The organism is Vibrio celticus, from assembly GCF_024347335.1.
GTDB classification, from domain to species: Bacteria; Pseudomonadota; Gammaproteobacteria; order Enterobacterales; family Vibrionaceae; genus Vibrio; species Vibrio celticus.
Map to the genome: position 1 here is coordinate 434082 of NZ_AP025463.1, position 12146 is coordinate 446227.

At 45.6% G+C, this 12146-nt stretch carries 16 protein-coding genes; 3 read left to right on the forward strand and 13 right to left on the reverse strand.

Translation table 11 applies throughout. The features are described from left to right. The first annotated feature begins 31 nt into the window (after window positions 1-31). Complete coding sequence (gene glsB, locus OCV19_RS02155; RefSeq protein WP_048611451.1) at window positions 32-952, forward strand: glutaminase B; 921 nt, start codon at window positions 32-34, stop codon at window positions 950-952. Window positions 953-1068: 116 nt separating this feature from the next. Here the strand turns inward: glsB and hemW are convergent, their stop codons facing one another. The 7 genes from hemW to OCV19_RS02190 form a co-directional block, all read right to left on the reverse strand. Next, window positions 1069-2256, reverse strand: a complete 1188-nt coding sequence (gene hemW, locus OCV19_RS02160; protein WP_065675453.1) for a radical SAM family heme chaperone HemW — start codon at window positions 2254-2256, stop codon at window positions 1069-1071. Continuing rightward, window positions 2256-2855: an XTP/dITP diphosphatase gene (locus tag OCV19_RS02165; protein WP_065675454.1), complete on the reverse strand. Its 600-nt coding sequence runs from the start codon at window positions 2853-2855 to the stop codon at window positions 2256-2258. The genes hemW and OCV19_RS02165 overlap by 1 nt, the downstream gene beginning before the upstream one ends. Window positions 2856-2903: 48 nt before the next feature. Next, complete coding sequence (locus OCV19_RS02170) at window positions 2904-3335, reverse strand: DUF4426 domain-containing protein (RefSeq protein WP_065675455.1); 432 nt, start codon at window positions 3333-3335, stop codon at window positions 2904-2906. A 28-nt stretch (window positions 3336-3363) separates the two neighbouring features. After that, window positions 3364-3654, reverse strand: a complete 291-nt coding sequence (gene yggU, locus OCV19_RS02175) for a DUF167 family protein YggU (protein ID WP_009847703.1) — start codon at window positions 3652-3654, stop codon at window positions 3364-3366. 29 nt (window positions 3655-3683) lie between these two features. Further along, on the reverse strand, window positions 3684-4241 hold the full coding sequence (locus OCV19_RS02180) for a YggT family protein (protein WP_017067798.1): 558 nt from the start codon (window positions 4239-4241) through the stop codon (window positions 3684-3686). A gap of 76 nt (window positions 4242-4317) precedes the next feature. Further along, window positions 4318-5136, reverse strand: a complete 819-nt coding sequence (gene proC, locus OCV19_RS02185; RefSeq protein WP_065675456.1) for a pyrroline-5-carboxylate reductase — start codon at window positions 5134-5136, stop codon at window positions 4318-4320. Window positions 5137-5209: 73 nt separating this feature from the next. Next, window positions 5210-5914: a YggS family pyridoxal phosphate-dependent enzyme gene (locus tag OCV19_RS02190; protein WP_065675457.1), complete on the reverse strand. Its 705-nt coding sequence runs from the start codon at window positions 5912-5914 to the stop codon at window positions 5210-5212. A 26-nt stretch (window positions 5915-5940) separates the two neighbouring features. Here OCV19_RS02190 and OCV19_RS02195 point away from each other — a divergent pair, with 26 nt between their 5' ends. Next, entirely contained in the window at window positions 5941-6978 is a 1038-nt protein-coding gene (locus OCV19_RS02195; protein ID WP_017062242.1) for a type IV pilus twitching motility protein PilT, read from the forward strand. A 14-nt stretch (window positions 6979-6992) separates the two neighbouring features. Then, the gene (locus OCV19_RS02200; protein WP_065675458.1) at window positions 6993-8102 is read left to right on the forward strand and encodes a PilT/PilU family type 4a pilus ATPase; all 1110 of its coding nucleotides are present in this window, start codon (window positions 6993-6995) and stop codon (window positions 8100-8102) included. Window positions 8103-8176: 74 nt separating this feature from the next. On the opposite strand, the gene OCV19_RS02205 is transcribed toward OCV19_RS02200, so the two are convergent. The 6 genes from OCV19_RS02205 to OCV19_RS02230 all read right to left on the reverse strand — a co-directional run bounded on the left by OCV19_RS02205 (window position 8177) and on the right by OCV19_RS02230 (window position 12141). Further along, window positions 8177-8314 carry a hypothetical protein gene (locus OCV19_RS02205; protein ID WP_167352278.1) on the reverse strand — a complete coding sequence of 46 codons (138 nt, stop codon included), beginning with the start codon at window positions 8312-8314 and terminating at the stop codon, window positions 8177-8179. A 99-nt stretch (window positions 8315-8413) separates the two neighbouring features. Then, window positions 8414-8836, reverse strand: a complete 423-nt coding sequence (gene ruvX, locus OCV19_RS02210; RefSeq protein WP_065675459.1) for a Holliday junction resolvase RuvX — start codon at window positions 8834-8836, stop codon at window positions 8414-8416. 60 nt (window positions 8837-8896) lie between these two features. Further along, complete coding sequence (locus OCV19_RS02215) at window positions 8897-9460, reverse strand: YqgE/AlgH family protein (RefSeq protein ID WP_048611435.1); 564 nt, start codon at window positions 9458-9460, stop codon at window positions 8897-8899. 104 nt (window positions 9461-9564) lie between these two features. After that, on the reverse strand, window positions 9565-10515 hold the full coding sequence (gshB, locus tag OCV19_RS02220; RefSeq protein ID WP_065675460.1) for a glutathione synthase: 951 nt from the start codon (window positions 10513-10515) through the stop codon (window positions 9565-9567). Window positions 10516-10524: 9 nt separating this feature from the next. After that, entirely contained in the window at window positions 10525-11256 is a 732-nt protein-coding gene (rsmE, locus tag OCV19_RS02225; RefSeq protein ID WP_048615674.1) for a 16S rRNA (uracil(1498)-N(3))-methyltransferase, read from the reverse strand. Window positions 11257-11409: 153 nt separating this feature from the next. Next, window positions 11410-12141: an endonuclease gene (locus OCV19_RS02230; RefSeq protein WP_065675461.1), complete on the reverse strand. Its 732-nt coding sequence runs from the start codon at window positions 12139-12141 to the stop codon at window positions 11410-11412. Window positions 12142-12146: the final 5 nt, after the last annotated feature.

The following is a 12146-nucleotide window of genomic DNA, read 5'->3' on the forward strand; positions in this document are numbered from 1 at the left end:
TACAAAAATAACAATATAGAAGTAAGCGCACATGAAACCAACTCAAGCTATTTTAGCCGAGATCTTAGACGAAGTTCGTCCTTTAATTGGACAGGGAAAGGTCGCTGATTATATCCCTGCACTGGCTCGCGTATCGAACCAGAAACTGGCGATCGCGGTATACACCAATGAAGGTGAGGTGATTAAAGCAGGCGACGCTGAAGAAGCATTTTCTGTGCAATCTATCTCCAAAGCCTTGAGCCTTACGTTAGCTATGGTGCTATACAAGCCTGAAGAGATTTGGCAAAGAGTAGGCAAAGAGCCTTCAGGTCAAGCCTTTAATTCGATGATTCAGCTTGAGATGGAGCAGGGGATTCCCCGTAACCCGTTTATCAATGCGGGTGCTATTGTCGTAGCGGATCTATTACAAAGCCGCCTGTCAGCACCGAGACATCGCTTGTTGGAGTTTGTGCGCCAGTTGTCGGGTGATACTCATATTGTGTATGACAAGATAGTAGCGGCTTCAGAAATGATGCACAGCGATCGTAATGCGGCTATCGCTTACTTGATGCGTTCATTTGGTAACTTTGAAAATGATGTTATCCCTGTTCTGAATAACTACTTTCATGCCTGTGCGCTTAAAATGACGTGTGTAGATTTGGCAAAAACCTTCAGTTACTTGGCAAACAAAGGCGTGTCGGTTCAAACCAAGAAAGAGATCATCACGCCAGTCCAAACCAAGCAGTTGAATGCTTTGCTTGCGACGTGCGGTTTGTACGATGGTGCGGGCGAGTTTGCCTACCGTGTTGGTATGCCAGGAAAATCGGGCGTCGGTGGCGGTATTATTGCCATCGTTCCGGGTGAGATGACAATCGCCGTGTGGTCCCCAGAGCTTGATCCTTCTGGCAACTCGCTCGCAGGTACTAAGGCTCTAGAGTTGCTTTCAGAGCGTATCGGTCGTTCTATTTTCTAGAGAAAGGTGCGAGCACGGACGTTGTCCTATAGAACGCTTCGCTCCGAGAGAGGGCTATAAAACAAAAAGGGTTGACCCTAAAGCCAACCCTTACGCAATGCTTCTCGAATCTCTAACTATTCGTCTTCTTCTGCCATAAAGGCTTCCAGCAAATCGTTGAGGAATAGCTTCCCTTTTTCAGTGATCTGCCAGTGAGTGTGGGTTTCATTCAAGTAGCCTAGCTCTTTTGCCCATTCAATCGTTGACTGAACAGCATCAAAACCAAGCCCTGTCGTATCAATGAAATCTTGCTTTGGACATGCTTCCATTAACCTAAAGCGGTTCATGAAGAACTCAAAAGGGCGGTCTTCATTCGGCACTTCAAATTCATCGGATAGATAAGGCTTTACCATGTTTTGGTACGCAGCTAGGTAGCCTCTAGGATGCTTAACCTTAGTGGTGCGAACAATGCGTCCATCTGCAAAGCTCAGCTTGCCATGAGAGCCACAGCCAATACCTAGGTAATCACCAAAGCGCCAGTAGTTGAGGTTATGTTGGCACTGATATCCCGGCTTGCTGTAGCCTGAGATTTCGTACTGTACATAACCTGCGTCAGCGAGCTTCTTATGGCCTAGGTCGAAGATATCCCAAAGGTCATCATCATCAGGCAGCTTTGGTGTTTTGTAATAGAACATGGTGTTAGGTTCTATTGTTAGCTGATACCAAGATAAGTGCGGAGGATCGAGTTCGATCGCTTTGTCTAAATCAGCCAACGCTTGTGCAATACTCTGATCGGGTAAGCCGTGCATTAAGTCTAGATTGAAGCTGTTTAATCCGATCTTATGTGCTAGATGAGCTGCGTTGACCGCTTCATCTTGACCATGAATGCGTCCAAGTCTTTCTAGTTTCTCTTGCTCAAAACTTTGCACACCCACCGAGATTCGACTCACCCCCGCCTTTTGGTAACCTGCAAAACGCTCAGCTTCGATAGTTCCCGGGTTGGCTTCCATGGTGATTTCTATTTCAAGTTTGAACGGGATGCGCTGTTCAATGCCTTGTAACAATCGGCCAATTCCTTCAGGAGAAAACAGGCTTGGAGTACCGCCACCAATAAAGATCGAATGCAGTGGGCGAGGTGCGCCATTGAGATGATATTTCTCAATGTCTGTATCGAGATCCTCAAGCAGTGCATCGATGTACTCTTTTTCAGGGATCTCTGCTTTCAGAGCGTGAGAGTTAAAATCACAATACGGACACTTTTGTACACACCATGGGATGTGTACATAGAGGCTAAGTGCGGGTGGTATTAGCGCTGCGTCGTGCATTACAGAGCTTGCTCCTTAAGGGCTTTAAATAGTGACGCAAGTGCTTTGCCACGGTGTGATAGTTGCTTCTTACGTGAAGATTCAAGCTCTGCTGATGCGCAGTTATCTTCTGGAACAAAGAATACGGGATCGTAGCCAAAGCCATTCTCACCATGTTCTTCGGTAAGGATGCGACCTTCCCATTTTCCGTGACACACCAATGGTGTTGGATCGTTTTCGTGACGCATTAGCACCAACACACAGTGGAAACGCGCAGTACGCTTTTCAGTTTCGACACCTTGCATCGCGTCTAGCAATTTTTCGATGTTCTGCTTATCGGTTGCCCCTTCACCTGAGTAACGCGCTGAGTAGATGCCCGGAGCTCCATTTAAGTAATCAACCTCTAAACCTGAGTCGTCAGCAATGGCTGGCAGCCCTGTTTCTTTCGCTGCGTGGCGAGCTTTGATGATGGCATTTTCAATGAAAGTCGTTCCTGTTTCAGCGACTTCTGAAACGTTAAATTCACTTTGTGCGACAACGTCAAAACCAAACTCAGACAGAATATCTGCCATCTCGCGAACTTTACCTTGGTTGCCTGTTGCTAAAACAATCTTACTCATGGGAATGTAGCTCTAAATAAGTTAATAAATGAAAAGTAAGGTTTGAGCTTACTCTTCTATATAAAATTTCTGTGTGAAACGCAGTGGACCAGTGCCTTTTAGGCCTGCGTTAACATCGATGTCGAAGGTGATGTTTTCTTCGTGAGTTACGGGGAACTCAGCAAGGTAATAAATCGCATCGCCTTCTTTGATTTCTCGAAACTTCAAAGTTCGGGTGTTTCCAACGAGGTTCTTCGCTGTTCCCGTAATTTTAGCCGTTGTCGCAGGCTTGCCTAGAGAAGCCTTGTCTAACACGCTGATGTTGAGGATTGCTGAGTATCCATTTCGCTTAAGTTTGTATTGTTTAGCGACTTGCGCAGTTAAGAACGTGGAATTAAAAGCCGAGTAATGAACCTCGACATCCTTAATGTTCTTAAATTGCCCTGCAGAGCTCGGTAAGGCAACAAGAGCGGTTAGTAGTGCTGTTATCCATAAATGCATAATGACTCCAATAAATAGCAAAAAGCCATCATAGGATGGCTTTGACTTCAGTTGGGATTTGGCTTGGCGAGCATATTCGAACTTGCTTGTGCCTACCGAGTTCTCCCTTTTCTATCTTAATTTGCCCTTTTGCGACCTTAAACTGTTTCGCAAGGTATTTCGCTAAATGGGCATTGGCTTTGCCATCAACCGGTGGTGCAGTAATGGCAATTTTCAGTTCCTCACCGTGCAAGCCGACAATTTTGTCTCGGCTTGCTTTTGGTTGGATATAGAGCCTGAGAAGAATATCGTCTTCCTCGGCCCAAACCGCTTTTGGCATCGTCAAAGTACCTGATGTTTGTACTTGAATTATAGCTGATACCAAATAGGACCAATCATGTCGCCCATTAGGAAGTTCGCAAATTGCAGAACAATGAACAGAACCAGTACGCTTAGATCGAAACCACCCATGTCCGGAAGGATACGGCGGATAGGCACTAGCATTGGTTCAGTCAGTTGATGGAATACGTACTCGATTGGGCTACGACCTTGGCTTACCCAGCTTAGGATTGCACGGATAAGTAGAACCCAGAAGATCAAGCCACCAGCCGCTTTGAGCAGAGACAGTGCACCAAAGATTAGGAAGCTAATATCGAAAACGGCAGCGCCGCCAGAAATAATCAGGTTTAGAGCAACGAACTTAAGTACACACAGCACATAAGCGAAAACAACGGTCGCCAGATCAAGGCTGCCGATTGATGGAATAACTCGGCGTAGTGGGGCAACAACCGGTTGTGTCGCTTTTACGATGAATTGTGAGAATGGGTTGTAGAAATCTGCACGTGATGCTTGTAGCCAGATACGCAAGATCACAACCATGATGTAAAGATCAAAAACGGTCGAGATCAAAAAGCTCATCGAGTTCATATTGTTTCCTTTTTCGGATTTACTTGCCGCTTAGATATAACCCGAGCGGCAAAATGCTTGTTTACCTTGATTGGTACTAAAACAGTTTTTCCATCTCTTCAGCTCGAGCAACCGCCGCTTGCATGGCTTTTGCTACGATGTCTGATAGTTGATGTTCGTTAAACGTGCGTAGTGCTTCTGCGGTCGTGCCGCCTTTTGAAGTCACTTGTTCACGCAGTGTAGATAATTCTGTGTCTGGATTTGCAACCACCATCTCTGCCGCACCTAATGCCGACTGCTGCACTAATTTACGAGCGGTTTCCTGGTCGAAGCCTTGGTTGATTGCTTCGGCTTGCATCGCTTCCATAAATAGGAAGAAGTAAGCCGGAGCACTGCCCGCCGCCGCAATGATGTTATTAATCCCAGACTCTTGCTCAACCCAGCTAACTTCACCTACAGCTTGCATCAGCTGAGAAGCAAAGTCTTTATCATTTTGGCTGACCGTTGAATCGGCATAAAGACCACTCATCCCTTTACCAAGCAGTGATGGCGTGTTTGGCATCACACGAACAAGGTTCAGCTGGCAGTTTAACATCTCATTGAGTCGATTCGCATTAATACCCGCGGCAATTGAGATTACCAGTTTGTTGCTGAAGTCGATATCTTGTAAGGGTTTACATACATCAGCCATCATTTGTGGCTTCACGGATAACACAACAACGTCTGCTTGCTCTGCTGCTGCAATATTATCGCTGGTGGTATTGATGCAGTATTCTCGTTCTAACGGCAGCCTTCTGGTTTCTGAAGGTGCTGTTGCAGTAATCTTTTGCGCTGAGTAACCACTCGCGACTAAGCCCGCTACAATTGAGCGAACCATGTTTCCCGCCCCAATAAAGGCGATGTTCTTATGTTCCATATATAAAATCCTGAGCGTGTCGCTGCGCGGATAAGGCGAAGCGGTATCAATACTTGTTGGTTACTTACTACGGCTATTTCGCGTAATCACGAGCGCCGAAAATAGCTGTTCCAATACGAACCATTGTGCTACCAGCCTCAACTGCTGCATCCATATCACCACTCATCCCCATCGAAAGGGTATCAACGTCTGAATACTTCGCGGCTAGCTTGTTTTTAAGCTCTGCCAGTTGAGAAAATGCATTAAGCTGAGATTGATAGTCAGATACGTTTGCAGGAATCGACATCAATCCTCTTAAGGTGAGGTTGGGGAGCGATGAAATCAACTCCGCGAGTGCAAAAACTGTCTCTTCTGAGGTTCCAGATTTGGACTCTTCACCACTGGTGTTTACCTGAATCAACACTTGCAAAGGTGGAAGTTCGCTTGGTCGTTGATCATTAAGCCTTTGTGCGATCTTATCGCGATCGACGGAATGCACCCATTGAAAGCTTTCCGCGATTGGGCGGGTTTTATTGGATTGAATTGGACCAATAAAATGCCACTCTAAATTTAGGTTAGAATGTTGTTCTGAAAAGTGTTTTACTTTATCTACACCTTCTTGAACATAGTTTTCACCAAAGGCAACTTGGCCTCCGAGTGCGGCTTCTAGAATCGCATCAATAGGTTTAGTTTTGCTGACGGCTAAAAGTTGCACGGACTCTGGAGCTCGTCCGCACTTTTGCTCAGCACTACGAATCTGTGAGGTGATTTGTTCGATATTTTGTTGAATACTACTCATAGCTGACTTTACTTAAGGGAAAATAAATGGATATCACTGAGTTACTAGATTTTAGTGTAAAGCATAACGCGTCAGATCTACATCTTTCTGCGGGTGTATCTCCAATGGTACGTATAGATGGTGAAGTAAGGAAGCTTGGAATCCCAGCTTTGAGTCATGCTGATGTGCATCGTTTGGTTTTTGAGATCATGAGCGATTCACAGCGCGGCGAGTTTGAAGAAAAATTGGAAGTCGACTTCTCTTTTGAATTACCCAATGTTGGTCGCTTCCGTGTTAATGCGTTTAACCAAGCTCGTGGCTGCTCTGCTGTCTTTCGAACTATTCCTGTCGAAATCCCGACTTTAGATCAGTTAGGTGCACCTGAGATCTTCGAAAGGATTGCTAACTACGAAAAAGGCTTAGTGCTCGTTACTGGTCCAACTGGCTCTGGTAAATCAACGACTCTTGCAGCGATGGTTGATTACGTAAATCGCAACCACAATAAGCATATCCTGACGATTGAAGACCCGATTGAATTCGTTCACACCAATAATAAATGCTTAGTCAACCAGCGTGAAGTTCACCGTGATACTCACAGTTTTAAAGCGGCACTGCGCAGTGCGTTACGTGAAGACCCGGACGTGATTCTTGTTGGTGAGCTTCGTGACCAAGAGACGATTAGCTTAGCGTTAACCGCAGCAGAAACGGGTCATTTAGTGTTTGGTACTCTGCATACTAGTTCTGCGGCTAAAACGATCGACCGTATTATCGATGTGTTCCCAGGTAGCGATAAAGATATGGTTCGTTCGATGTTGTCTGAATCACTGCGCTCGGTGATAGCCCAGAAGCTGCTAAAGCGTGTTGGTGGTGGTCGTGTGGCGTGTCATGAAATCATGATGGCGACACCTGCGATCAGAAACTTGATTCGTGAAGACAAGGTTGCGCAGATGTATTCGATCATTCAAACGGGCGCAGCGCACGGCATGCAGACCATGGAACAAAATGCGAAGCAGCTGATGGCGCAGGGCTTGGTTGATTCGGAAGAGGTCGAGAAAAAGATCGAAATTGAAACCTCAATGTTTTAATCAAGGTGGACACAATGGAATTGAATCAAATCCTTGAGGGAATGCTTTCTCAAAAGGCATCGGATCTTTATATCACTGTCGATGCACCAATCCTGTTTCGTGTGGATGGTGAATTACGCCCCCAAGGAGAGAAGTTGAATGCGGCTCAGGTTGCTCAATTACTTGATGCGATGATGGAACAAGACCGACGTGATGAATATCAGCAAACGCGTGAGGCTAATTTTGCGATTGTGCGTGACTTTGGTCGTTTTCGTGTCAGTGCATTCTTTCAGCGAGAGCTGCCTGGAGCGGTCATTCGACGTATCGAGACTAACATCCCAACCTTTGAGCAACTAAAGCTTCCTGATGTACTGCAAGACCTGTCAATTGCTAAGCGCGGACTTGTGCTGGTGGTTGGGGCGACTGGCTCTGGTAAATCGACCTCAATGGCTGCAATGACAGGCTATCGTAACACCAATCGCTCGGGGCATATTTTGACGGTTGAAGACCCGATTGAATTCGTACATGAGCACAAAAAGTGTATCGTGACTCAGCGTGAAGTAGGGCTGGATACCGAGAGCTATGAAGTCGCACTTAAGAACTCGCTACGCCAAGCACCAGATATGATTTTGATTGGTGAAATTCGTAGCCGTGAAACCATGGAGTACGCGATGACTTTTGCTGAGACGGGGCATTTGTGTATGGCAACCTTGCACGCGAATAATGCTAACCAAGCGTTAGAGCGTATTCTTCACTTGGTGCCGAAAGAACAGAAAGAACAGTTTTTGTTTGATTTGTCGATGAACCTACGTGGTGTCGTCGCTCAGCAACTTATTCGCGACAAGAATGGTTGCGGGCGTCATGGTGTATTCGAGATTCTGCTGAATAGCCCTCGTGTGTCTGACTTGATTCGTCGTGGTGAACTGCACGAACTGAAAGCAACCATGGCTAAATCGAAAGAAATTGGTATGCAGACTTTTGACCAAGCTTTGTATGATTTAGTGATAGCAGGCAAGATCGGTGAAGAGGACGCGTTCCACAGTGCCGATTCTGCTAATGACTTGCGCTTAATGTTAAAGACTAGACGTGGTGATGATGACTATGGAACTGGGGCTTTGGCTGATGTGAAGATAGATATGAGGTGATAAAAGACGCCTGATTACATTCTAGGTTAAAATCAGGCGTTCATCATATTCATCGTTCGACTGCGTCTGTAATATCAACGCTTCTTGTTCTTAGGCTCACTGATTACGCCTGCGGCAGTCGAAGTATGATTCATATAACCTGCATTATTGGAGCTTGTTGAGCTACATGCTGAGATTGCTAGAGCTGCGAAGATTACTAGAAATATTTTCATAAGAATTCTCACTTACCTAATAATGAATGTGAGAGACAATACGTCGAATTATTAGTGTAGGATCAAAAATACTTTCAGCATTTGGCGCTTAATTTTTTATTAAAAATATTGCGCCTCAAACCAACTTTCTAGAATAACAACTGCGGACTGATTATCCACATTGCCCTTGCTTAATGCCTTATAGCCGCCCATTTCAAAAAGGTCGGCCCTTGCTTCTGTGGTCGATAGTCTTTCATCATGTAGTTCAACATCGACACCAAAACGTCCTTTAAGACGGTTAGCGAACTTCTTCGCTCTGGGTGTAATGCTTGCTAGATCTTTACCGTGAAGGTCGGTAGGAAGGCCGACTACAATCAAGTTCGGTTGCCACTCCTTTATTTGCTTTTCGATATCGTCCCAATTTGGGATACCATCTTTAGCTTTAAAAGCTTTTAGAGGACTTGCGGTGCCCGTGATTTCTTGTCCTATCGCACTGCCGATACTTTTTGTACCGTAGTCAAATGCCATAATTGTTCGTGACATGGGGTTTCCAAATTTATCTGTGTTTGAGAGTGTCTGTTTATTTTATTTAGCTGATTTGAGCTAGGCGTGACCAGCGTCTGCTGAAAGCTGAGCGGCATTAATGCCTAACATCTGCACGGCGACTTTCCAGCGGTCAGAAATCGGTGTATCGAAGATGACCTTCGGGTCGGCTTCAACGGTTAACCACGAGTTCTCGGTCAGTTCGGTTTCCAGTTGTCCCGGTTCCCATCCTGCATACCCAAGTGCGACTAAATAATTCATCGGCTCATCTTCTGTGCCCAACACCATCAAGATATCTTTTGAGGTTGTCACCGAGATTTGATCTGTCATGTTGATGCTGGATTGATAGCTGCCTTTAGGTTTGTGCAAAATAAACCCACGATCTTCTGCGACCGGTCCACCGTTCAATACTGGCTTATCAAGACTTGCTTGGTTGGATTTCGGCTGCTCAGAATCAACCTCAACTTGTTTAAGCATGCTGCCGACAGTGACATCGATAGGGGCGTTGATCATTAAGCCCATCGCTCCTTCGTCGTTGTGCTCACAAAGGTAAATTACCGAATTTTGAAAGTAAGGGTCTTTCATTCCGGGCATAGCAACCAGAAAGTGGTTCGTTAAATTCATAGAGCCTCCTGCCAGTGTGTTCCCAGTAAAGGAAAAAGAGCGGCGTGAAGCCGCTCATTGATTCTGTGCCGTTTGCGAATAGCTAAGGCTTTCTTTAGTTTAGGCTATTTAGCCTTAACGCGACGCTCGACTGCGTCCATTAATTTACCTGTTACCGAAATATCAAAAGCAGCTTCAATTTCACGGATACAAGTAGGGCTAGTTACGTTAATTTCTGTCAGCTTGTCACCGATAACGTCAAGTCCTACAAAGATTAAGCCTTTTTCTTTTAGTGAAGGAGCCACTGCTCGTGCGATAGCCCAATCTGTTTCACTTAACGGACGAGCTTCACCCGTACCGCCGGCTGCTAGGTTACCGCGTGTTTCCCCTTTAGCAGGAATACGAGCTAGGCAGTAAGGCATTGGCTCACCGTCAACCACAAGAATACGCTTGTCACCATTGCTGATGTCAGGAACAAAAGTCTGTGCCATTGCGTAGTTTTGACCGTGGTTAGTTAAAGTCTCAATGATCACTGATACGTTTGGATCGCCTTCTTTCACTCGGAAGATAGACGCGCCGCCCATACCATCAAGTGGTTTTAGAATCACGTCACCGTGTTCTTCTCGGAACGCTTTAATTTTTTCAGCTTTACGAGTCACGATGGTGGTCGGTGTCAGTTCTGGGAACCAAGCCGTGAACAACTTCTCGTTACAGTCGCGAAGGCTTTGCGGTTTGTTTACGATCAGTGCGCCGTTCTCTTCAGCACGCTCAAGAATGTAAGTTGCGTAGATGTATTCTGTATCAAACGGAGGATCTTTACGCATCAGTACAGCATCTAAATCAGATAGCGCGATTGTCTGTTCTGACTTGAATTCGTACCAACCGTTTGGATCTTCTTTTAGTTCTACAACCTTAGTGTCAGCAATGGCTGCGCCTTGATCTAAGTGTAGATCATCCATTTCCATGTAATGGATTTCGTAACCACGACGCTGAGCTTCAAGCATCATGGCAAAGCTAGAGTCTTTTTTGATGTTAATGGATGAAATTGGATCCATTACGATGCCAAGTTTGATCATTTTTCTCTCCTAGCCTAGATCGCCAAAACGAACTTGTAAGGCAGTAATTGCGGTTAGAGCTGCTGTCTCAGTACGAAGTACACGTGGGCCGAGTAGCGTCTCTTCAAATTTGTATTGTTCAGTCATGCCGATTTCTTCAGCTGACAAGCCACCTTCAGGACCAATCAATAGGCGCACCTTGCTGATAGGTTCTGGAAGGGTGTTAATTGAGTACTTTGCGCGAGGGTGTAGGTTTAGCTTTAGTGCTTCGCTTGGTTCGCTACACCACTCTTCAAGCTGCATAATTGGACGAATGACTGGAACCGTATTGCGGCCACACTGTTCACACGCCGCGATAGCAATCTTTTGCCACTGTGCGAGTTTTTTCTCGAAGCGTTTTGTATCAAGCTTAACGCCACAGCGCTCTGAAATTAGAGGGGTAATGGTGTTCACACCAAGCTCAACCGATTTCTGAATCGTGAACTCCATTTTGTCACCACGTGAAATCACTTGGCCTAAATGTAAGTCTAACGGAGATTCGCTGCTGCGTTCGATGCGTTCAGAAACATTAACGGTGACATTTTTCTTTGATACTTCAGCTATCGTCGCAGGGAATTCAGCGCCACTGCCATCAAATAGAAGAACATCTTGGCCTTCTTTCATGCGAAGGACACGACCAACATGACCCGCGGCATCTTCGCCTAAAGCGAGTGAACCTAACTGATGAATGCGTTCTGGGTGATGGATACGAGGGATTCTCATGCTGGTAAACCTATAAATATGTTCATTTGGGTATTTTGTCTCTGCCTAACATGGATGCTTTTAGTTGAAAAAACAAGGGTAGAGCAAGAGTTTCAGGGGCAATTCTGAAACTCTTGTTTGAGATAGTTAGGAATGTTGATTGTACGAGCGACGTTATTGACAAGCAGGGTAAACAAATGGGTTGTGATTGCCTTGGATGGCATAGATTCGCTCATCACGAGTACATTCCCACTTGTCGACAGGAAATTGCTTGTTCCACGCCATCATTAGGTTGGTTTGTTGCTTAGATAGTTTGAAACCATACTCTTGGCTCATGTAAAGGTAAGTACGTGCGATAGAGCCTTTTGCTCTGTCTGGCGGCATAACTTTACGCTGCTTGAAGTTGACCTGCATTTCACACTGACCATAGCTCACACCATCCATGCCATTCCACTGACTAAAGTTGTAGTTGGAGCGATCACCGTTAACCTCGCCAATGGCCGGAGTTAGGTTGTGAAGGTCGGCTTCCATGGATTTGAATATTTTGTCATTGCGAGTGCAGTTCTTGCGCCCACCATCTTGCCAACACTGACGCTGGTGGCCAAATTGCCAAGCTGGAACCACGTGTTCCCACTCAATTCGACTCGCCCGCTTTTGTTGTTTTCGGACTTGATAGCCACAGCCATCAAGGTCGGGAATGCCTTTCTTTTTGTCCTTCCATGTAATGTCACAGCCGCAATAAAATGAAGTCGGATGGTCGAGGTAAATCTTCACCGCTTCTCTTTTTGCTTTGGAAAATGAGCTCGGTGGTGCGGCGAGAACGCTTTGGGTTACCAGTAGGCCAAATACTATTGTTAAGTAAAAAAATACAGGTAGGCCAAATGCTTTGAAGGTGAGTTTTTGCATAGAAA

What these genes read in the sequence shown, in the direction of transcription:
- glsB (WP_048611451.1), top strand. Translation starts at nt 32, where the DNA reads ATGAAACCAACTCAAGCTATTTTAGCCGAGATCTTAGACGAAGTTCGT.
- hemW (WP_065675453.1), bottom strand. Translation starts at nt 2,256, where the DNA reads ATGCACGACGCAGCGCTAATACCACCCGCACTTAGCCTCTATGTACAC.
- OCV19_RS02165 (WP_065675454.1), bottom strand. Translation starts at nt 2,855, where the DNA reads ATGAGTAAGATTGTTTTAGCAACAGGCAACCAAGGTAAAGTTCGCGAG.
- OCV19_RS02170 (WP_065675455.1), bottom strand. Translation starts at nt 3,335, where the DNA reads ATGCATTTATGGATAACAGCACTACTAACCGCTCTTGTTGCCTTACCG.
- yggU (WP_009847703.1), bottom strand. Translation starts at nt 3,654, where the DNA reads ATGCCAAAAGCGGTTTGGGCCGAGGAAGACGATATTCTTCTCAGGCTC.
- OCV19_RS02180 (WP_017067798.1), bottom strand. Translation starts at nt 4,241, where the DNA reads ATGAACTCGATGAGCTTTTTGATCTCGACCGTTTTTGATCTTTACATC.
- proC (WP_065675456.1), bottom strand. Translation starts at nt 5,136, where the DNA reads ATGGAACATAAGAACATCGCCTTTATTGGGGCGGGAAACATGGTTCGC.
- OCV19_RS02190 (WP_065675457.1), bottom strand. Translation starts at nt 5,914, where the DNA reads ATGAGTAGTATTCAACAAAATATCGAACAAATCACCTCACAGATTCGT.
- OCV19_RS02195 (WP_017062242.1), top strand. Translation starts at nt 5,941, where the DNA reads ATGGATATCACTGAGTTACTAGATTTTAGTGTAAAGCATAACGCGTCA.
- OCV19_RS02200 (WP_065675458.1), top strand. Translation starts at nt 6,993, where the DNA reads ATGGAATTGAATCAAATCCTTGAGGGAATGCTTTCTCAAAAGGCATCG.
- OCV19_RS02205 (WP_167352278.1), bottom strand. Translation starts at nt 8,314, where the DNA reads ATGAAAATATTTCTAGTAATCTTCGCAGCTCTAGCAATCTCAGCATGT.
- ruvX (WP_065675459.1), bottom strand. Translation starts at nt 8,836, where the DNA reads ATGTCACGAACAATTATGGCATTTGACTACGGTACAAAAAGTATCGGC.
- OCV19_RS02215 (WP_048611435.1), bottom strand. Translation starts at nt 9,460, where the DNA reads ATGAATTTAACGAACCACTTTCTGGTTGCTATGCCCGGAATGAAAGAC.
- gshB (WP_065675460.1), bottom strand. Translation starts at nt 10,515, where the DNA reads ATGATCAAACTTGGCATCGTAATGGATCCAATTTCATCCATTAACATC.
- rsmE (WP_048615674.1), bottom strand. Translation starts at nt 11,256, where the DNA reads ATGAGAATCCCTCGTATCCATCACCCAGAACGCATTCATCAGTTAGGT.
- OCV19_RS02230 (WP_065675461.1), bottom strand. Translation starts at nt 12,141, where the DNA reads ATGCAAAAACTCACCTTCAAAGCATTTGGCCTACCTGTATTTTTTTAC.